This is a genomic window from Planctomycetota bacterium (genome assembly GCA_035574235.1).
Classification (GTDB): domain Bacteria; phylum Planctomycetota; class MHYJ01; order MHYJ01; family JACPRB01; genus DATLZA01.
Genome location: DATLZA010000002.1, coordinates 1 through 6,089, shown reverse-complemented (window position 1 = coordinate 6,089; position 6,089 = coordinate 1). Strand labels below are relative to the sequence as shown.

The window sequence follows — 6,089 nt, the reverse complement described above, 5'->3', positions numbered from 1 at the left end:
CGGCCGCTCCTCCGGCGGCGGCGCCCGGCGCGCCGGACGATCTCGAGGTTCTCGAGGCGTTCGTTTCGGCGCGGCTTCTCCAGCTGGAGCGCGAGCGGGAGGATCTCGAGCGCCGTCGGAACGAGCTGCGCGCGGCCGAAGCGCGGGCCCGGAGGGAGGCCGAGGGCCGGGCGCTGGCCGCGGCCGAGGCGGAGCTGGCGGCCAACGTCCCCATCTTTTCCCGTCTGGAAGGGGACGCTCTGGCGGCCCTCCTTCGCGGATGGGACGACGCCCAGATCGTGCGCTACCTGCGCGCGCTTCGTCCCTCCAAGGCCGCGGAGGTGCTCGAAGCCCTGCGGACCGCGCCGGAATTCGAGGCCGAATTCCGGCGCGCGGCGCCGGGAAAGAAGCCCCGCCTGGAAGGGATCCTCGAGGAGCTGCGCAAGCCGCCGGGGGCGGCGCGTTGAGTCGAGGAGTATAATTATCCGGTTACGGGACCGATGATCAGGGTGACGCGGCTGAACGGGAAGGAGTTCGTCGTCAACGCGGATCTCATCCAGTACGTGGAGGAGACGCCCGACACCGTGATCACGCTCGTCAATCATGAGAAGCTCGTGGTGAAGGAGCCGGTCAACGAGGTGATCCGCCGGGTGGTGGAGTACCGGCGGTCGATCTCGGGGCTGCATCCGTAGGAGAAGGGCGTCGATGGCTGTTTCCGCGGAGCCGGGACCGGCGGCCCCCTCGGTCGCCCGGCCTCTTTTTTCGCCCGCCGGGTATGCCGTCGTCGGCGCGGTGATGGGGGTGACCGCGGTGGTGGTCTACTTCGTGACGGCGCATTTCCGCGGCGGCGGGGCCGCGTCCGCCCCGATGCTCGAAGCGTACGAGGAGATTTCGCTCGGGCCCGTCTCCCGCGAACTGGCGGCGGATGCGTCCGGACTTCTGCGCGAGGAGTTCATGATTCACGTGGCGCTCGTCCTTAACCCCCGGCGCGGCGATCTGGCGCAGGTCAAGGCCCAGGTGGAGCGGCGCCGCAACCTGCTGCGCGACATCGTGTCGACGGAGATCGTCTACGCCAAGCCGGAGGGGGAACTTCGCCGCCCCGGCGTTCTCGAGGCCCTCAAGGCGGAGATCAAGGCCCGGCTGAACGCCGAGCTCGGGGGCGCCGGCGGTGGACAGGACGTGATCCTCAAGGTAATCTTCCCGGAGAGCAAGGTGCCCGCGCGCCGCGGGTGAATGCGTATGCCCGAACCGCCCCGACCGGAAGACATCGACGAGCTGATGAAGGCGCTGGGCGTGGACCCCGCTCGGGCCGGGGGAACCAGGCCGCCGGCGGCGCCCCTCGCCGACCCCGCTCCGCAGCCGGTGCCCCTCGAGCCGCTCGTTCCGGCCGCGGCCCCGCGCCCGGAGGCCGGCCTCGACCTTCTGAGCGACGTCAGCGTTCAGGTCCGGATCGAGCTCGGCGGCGCGCGCATGACGGTGCAGGACATTCTGAAGCTCGGGCCCGGCTCGGTCGTGGGACTCGACAGCGCCATTTCCGATCCGATTCAGGTTTACGTCAACGATCGGCTGGTCGCCCGAGGCGAAGTGCTCGTTCTCAACGACCATCTCGCCGTGCGGATCACCGAGGTTCTGTCCCCGCCCGACGCCGAGGCCAAATAGGACACCGGCGGCGCAGGCCGAGCAGCAGGAGCGGCAGGAACTCCACCCCCAGCAGCCCGCAAAGATCGTCGTCCCCATCTCCTTCGAGAAATCCCGGCGGCGGCGCGGGGGCGCGCCGTTCGACCCGGAAGTCCGGCCCCGGCCCGGTTCCGGGAACGATCCAGCCGGAAACGGCGCCCGTGCCGTCCACCGAGCGGGCACGCCAGCGGTAGGCGCCGTCGGGGAGACCCGCGGCCGCCGCCTCCGAAAAGCCCGCGCCGATGACGGGGGTTCCGGTATAAAGGCCGGAGCCGTCGAACGGAACTCCGTCGGGTTTCACTTCGACCTGGAGAAAGAGAGGGATCGCCGTGCCGGTGACGAGCGCCCGGAGCGCGACCTGGCCGTCGTCGTCGGCGAACCCGGCGGGGCGCGGATCGCCTCCCGGTCGGTCGGCTTGGGCCGGAGAGGAGGGGAGCGGCGGAGGCGTGGCCGGGGGACCCGCCGGGCGCGGCAGGACCACGAAATCGGGGCCGCTTCCGCCGGGCTCGAACTCGACCCACGCGGAACGGCGCCCCGCGCGGTCCACGGCGCGCGCCCTCCACTGGTAACTTCCGGGGACAAGATCGGTCGCCAGGGTCTGCGACAAGGGCGTCGCCGCATCCGGGATATGGCCCGTCAGGATTCCCGAGCCGTCGAAAGGCCGTCCGGCGGGTTCGATTTCGACTTCGAGTTGGACGTGGGCGAAGGACCCCTCGGGATGAGAGACGGCGGCGCGAAAGATCCAGGTGGAGCTGGGGCCGGCGAAACCGGGGGGCGCGGCGAATCCCCCGGGACGGTCGGCCTGCGAAAGAAGCGCCGGCGGCGCGGGATCCGGCGGGGGACCCGGCGGCGGCGGGCCGTTCCCGGCCGCGATGACGAAGTCGGGCACCGGATCGGGATCGAACTCGACCCATTCGGAGGCCGCGCCCCTGGAGTCCACGGCGCGGGCGCGCCAGTGGTAGGGACCGTCGCTGAGGTTTTCGACGAAGACCTCGGAGAGGCCCGCTGGAGTCGTGACCGGCGTCCCCTGAAGGGTTCCCAAACCGTCGAAGAGGACGCCCTGGGGCTTGACTTTCGCTTCAAGGCGGATCGGCGAACGTCCGTCCGGCGCCGCGGCGACCGTGGCGGACAGGACCACGCGGCGGTCGTCGTCCACGAAGCCTTCCGGCCGGGGCGCGCCTCCGCGCTCGTCCTGCTGGAGAAGCCGGGACGGGGGCGCCGGCGGGGCATCCTGGGATGCCGCGCCGGTCAGGGCCGCCAGTCCCGCGAGCGCCCAGCGGATCATCGGCCTTCCTTCGAAAAGAGACTCCGGGCGCGGGAATGTTATCGCGGCGCGGGATCTACGATTCGTGTTCCCGATCGGGCCGAGTTCGTTTATACTTCCCGCCCCGGATGAAGCTCGATCGTGAATTCCCGCTCCGCTGGGTGCCGCGGAACCTGGACTGCGACGACTGGTCGAAGCTGGAGCCTCTCTTCGACGAGCTTGAGAAGCGCGCCGGAACGCGGGATCTCGAGGCCTGGATTCTCGATTGGAGCGAACTCGAAAGCGTCCTGGCCGAGGAGGGAAGCCGCCGGTACGTGGCCATGACCTGCGACACGGCGGACCGGGCCAAGGAGAAGAAATACCTCCATTTCGAAACGGTCATCACGCCCCTGGCCAAGCCCCGGTGGCAGCGCCTGAAGAAGCTCTACCTCGAGCACCCGCGCCGCCGCCGTCTTCCGCGCGCCGTCTACGGCGTCATGGATCGGCACCTCGAGAACGAATTCGAGATTTACCGGGACGAGAACGTTCCCCTCGAGGCCAGGGACGCGGAGCTCTCCCAGCGTTACGAAAAGATCGCCGGGGCGATGACCGTGACCTACGAGGGGCGCGAGCAAACGCTCCAGCAGATGGCCCGGTACCTGGAGGAAACCGATCGCGCCCGGCGCGAGGAGGCCTGGCGGCTCATCGCCGAGCGCCGGCTCCGGGATCGGGAGGCGCTCGAGGATCTTTACGACCGGATGGTGCGCCTTCGCACCCGGATCGCGCGCCAGGCGGGCTTCGCCAACTACCGGGACTACGCGTTCCGCGCCAAGGGACGTTTCGACTACACCCCGGCCGATTGCGTCCGGTTCCACCGCGCCAATGAGCGGGTCGTCGTGCCGGCGCTCCGCCGCCGCCACGAGCTTCGCCGGAAACGGCTCGGCGTGGACCGGCTGCGGCCGTGGGATCTGGCGGTGGATCCCCAGGGGCGCCCGCCGCTGCGTCCTTTCCGCACGATTTCCGAGCTCGTGGACGGATGCCTTCGGATCTTCCGCAAGGTCCACCCCGATTTCGGCCGCATGTTCGCTTCCATCCGCGACCGGGGCTACCTCGATCTGGACAGCCGCAAGGGCAAGGCCCCCGGCGGATATCAGACGGTCTTCGCCGTCGAGCGGATGCCTTTCATCTTCATGAACGCGGCGGGGCTGCATCGGGACGTGGAGACCCTCCTTCATGAAGGCGGCCACGCGTTTCACTCTCTCCAGTGCCGCCATCGGGAGCCGCGCTTCAACCGCGACTATCCCACCGAATTCGCGGAAGTGGCCTCCATGGGCATGGAGCTGCTCGGCCAGCCGTATCTCGAGGAGTTTTACCCGCCGGCCGAGGCCGATCGCGCCCGCGCGGGACACCTCGAGGATCTCCTGAGCACGTACCCGTGGATCGCCACGATCGACGCCTTCCAGCACTGGGTCTACACGAACCCCGACCACACCCGCCGGGAGCGCCGCGCCGCATGGCTGGACCTCCGGAGGCGGCTGGGCGGGGCCGAGGACTGGACCGGGCTCGACGAGGAGCTGGCCTATGCGTGGCACCGTCAGCTCCATCTCTTCCGCGTGCCCTTCTACTACATCGAGTACGGAATCGCCCAGACGGGAGCCCTCCAGGTGTGGCTCCACGCGCGCCGCGACCGCCGCCGGGCGATCGAGCGCTACCGCGCGGCGGAAGCTCTGGGATGGACGCGGCCGCTGCCCGGCCTCTTCGCGGCGGCGGGCCTGCGGTTCGACTTCGGCGAAGGGACTCTCCGGCCGCTCATCCGGACGGCCCTGGGAGATTTGGAGAAACTCGATGGCTGACGAGAACGACGCCCCGGCCCCCCTGGCGACGCCGCGCCGCCCCCTGAAGGCCTACCTGAACCCGCAGTTCCTCAAAAGCCGGGATGCCCGCGTTGTGCGGGTTCTGTGCGAATATCTCGAGCCCTTTCAGCGCTTTCAGCGCCACGACGTGCGCGAGACGATCGTATTTTTCGGCTCCGCGCGGGCCCGCCCGCCCGTGGCGGTCAAGACGGAGCTCGAACAGGCGCTTGAAGAGAAGAAGAAGTACGGGACCGGCAAGCTCCCCAAGGACCTCCGGCAGCGGCTGGCGCGCCTGGAGATGGACATGCAGCTGTCCATCTACTACGAGGAGGCCGCGGAGCTGGCCTCGCTTCTGACCTCGTGGGCCAAATCCCTCAACCAAGGCAACCGCTTCGTCATCTGTTCGGGCGGCGGGCCCGGGATCATGGAAGCCGCCAACCGAGGCGCCGCCGAACGGGCCGGAGGGATCACCGTGGGGCTGACCATCAGCCTGCCCACGGAGGAACGGCCCAATCCGTTCATCACCCCCGAGCTTCTTTTCGAGTTCCACTACTTCTTCATGCGCAAGCTCTGGTTCGCCTACCTGGCGTGCGCTCTGGTGATCTTCCCCGGCGGCTTCGGCACCATGGACGAGCTTTTCGAGATTCTCACGCTCGTTCAGACCCGAAAGATCGACCGGCCGCTGCCGATCGTCCTTTACGGAAAGAAATTCTGGAGGGAGTTCCTCAACATGGACGCCCTCGTGCGCTGGGGAACCGTCAGCCCCAAGGATCTCCGCCTGTATCGGATGTGCGACAGCCCCCGGGAGGCGTTCGAGTACCTGCGCGGCCAGCTTCAGAAGTTCTATCCCAAGCCGCAGCACTGGATGAAGGGCAAGATCTGAGGCGGACGGGGAGAACGTGGTAGACTTCGAAGTGGATGCGGAACGGGGGATGGCTCCTCGCCCTGGCGGCCTGGACGGGCTGCGGGGCCGGGGAGAAGGAAGCGGCGGTGCGGTTCTCGGGCGCGCCTCCCGGAGCGATTTTTCTCGAGGACACCCGGGCCGCCGCCTGGGCTTGTCCTTCGTGTGAACGCCTCCTGGAGCCCGGTCAGGATCGCTGCCCGGGAGCCTGCCCCGGAGCGCTGAGCTTTCCCCGGCGGGTTCCCTGCGGCTTCTGTCGAGAAACCGGACGCTGCGCCCCGTGCGCGGTCTTCGAGGCCGCCGGCGAGTGTCGCTTCTGCGGGGGCTCGGGCGAATTCGGCGGCCGCGCGTGCCCCGCGTGCGCGGGCTCCGGTTCCTGCGCGGCCTGCGGCGGCTCCGCGCGATGCGACGCCTGCGGCGGCTCCGGCCGTCTCGC

At 69.4% G+C, this 6,089-nt stretch carries 8 protein-coding genes; 7 read left to right on the top strand and 1 reads right to left on the bottom strand.

Annotation, left to right across the window (positions count from 1 at the left end; genetic code table 11):
- The 4 genes from VNO22_00060 to fliN all read left to right on the top strand — a co-directional run.
- On the top strand, positions 1-446 hold a 446-nt coding region (locus VNO22_00060; protein HXG59740.1), incomplete at its 5' end, for a hypothetical protein.
- Between the two features lie 33 nt (positions 447-479).
- Positions 480-671, top strand: a complete 192-nt coding sequence (locus VNO22_00055) for a flagellar FlbD family protein (protein ID HXG59739.1) — start codon at positions 480-482, stop codon at positions 669-671.
- A gap of 13 nt (positions 672-684) precedes the next feature.
- The gene (locus VNO22_00050) at positions 685-1,212 is read left to right on the top strand and encodes a flagellar basal body-associated FliL family protein (protein HXG59738.1); all 528 of its coding nucleotides are present in this window, start codon (positions 685-687) and stop codon (positions 1,210-1,212) included.
- Between the two features lie 6 nt (positions 1,213-1,218).
- Positions 1,219-1,638, top strand: coding sequence for a flagellar motor switch protein FliN (gene fliN / locus VNO22_00045; GenBank protein HXG59737.1), 420 nt, complete (start codon positions 1,219-1,221; stop codon positions 1,636-1,638).
- Here the strand turns inward: fliN and VNO22_00040 are convergent.
- Positions 1,598-2,941 carry a hypothetical protein gene (locus VNO22_00040; protein HXG59736.1) on the bottom strand — a complete coding sequence of 448 codons (1,344 nt, stop codon included), beginning with the start codon at positions 2,939-2,941 and terminating at the stop codon, positions 1,598-1,600. The genes fliN and VNO22_00040 overlap by 41 nt on opposite strands.
- Positions 2,942-3,048: 107 nt before the next feature.
- On the opposite strand from VNO22_00040, the gene VNO22_00035 reads away from it, so the two are divergent.
- The 3 genes from VNO22_00035 to VNO22_00025 all read left to right on the top strand — a co-directional run.
- Positions 3,049-4,752 carry a M3 family oligoendopeptidase gene (locus tag VNO22_00035; GenBank protein HXG59735.1) on the top strand — a complete coding sequence of 568 codons (1,704 nt, stop codon included), beginning with the start codon at positions 3,049-3,051 and terminating at the stop codon, positions 4,750-4,752.
- Positions 4,745-5,635, top strand: a complete 891-nt coding sequence (locus tag VNO22_00030; protein HXG59734.1) for an LOG family protein — start codon at positions 4,745-4,747, stop codon at positions 5,633-5,635. Before VNO22_00035 ends, VNO22_00030 begins: the two co-directional genes overlap by 8 nt.
- Positions 5,636-5,670: 35 nt before the next feature.
- Positions 5,671-6,089, top strand: a 419-nt coding sequence (locus VNO22_00025; protein ID HXG59733.1) for a hypothetical protein, incomplete at its 3' end; no start/stop codon positions are given.